Below are 404 nucleotides of genomic sequence, written 5' to 3' on the forward strand. Positions count from 1 at the left end.
CCGTCTTCGACGAAGACAGCGGCCAGTGGGTCTCGCGGGCCGAGGTCGCCGAAGTACCGTTCACCGCGTTCACCTCCAAAGCCAAGCGCCTGCAGGTATCCGGACGGCTGGTGGTGCGCCGTATCCCTGACTTCGCAGCCGAGGGAGACGGCTTGTTCGACGTGTGGCGGTTTCATGCGTTCTTCACCACCAGCGACCTGGACACCGTGACCGCCGACAAGACTCACCGCGGTCATGCGATCATCGAGCAAGTCCACGCCGACCTCAAAGCCTCCGCATTGGCGCATCTGCCCTCGGGAAAGTTCTGCGCGAACGCCGCCTGGCTGGTGTGTGCGGTCATCGCGTTCAACCTGACCCGCGCCGCCGCCTGTCTCGGTGGACAGCGTCTGGCGAAGGCGACTACC

1 pseudogene is annotated in these 404 nt (G+C 65.1%); it reads left to right on the forward strand.

The annotated features are described in order from the left end of the window. A pseudogene (locus tag B1964_RS28575) lies at positions 1-404 on the forward strand (IS1380 family transposase); the annotation flags it as partial.

The sequence above is a fragment of the Gordonia sp. i37 genome (assembly GCF_002043085.1).
GTDB classification, from domain to species: Bacteria; Actinomycetota; Actinomycetes; order Mycobacteriales; family Mycobacteriaceae; genus Gordonia; species Gordonia polyisoprenivorans.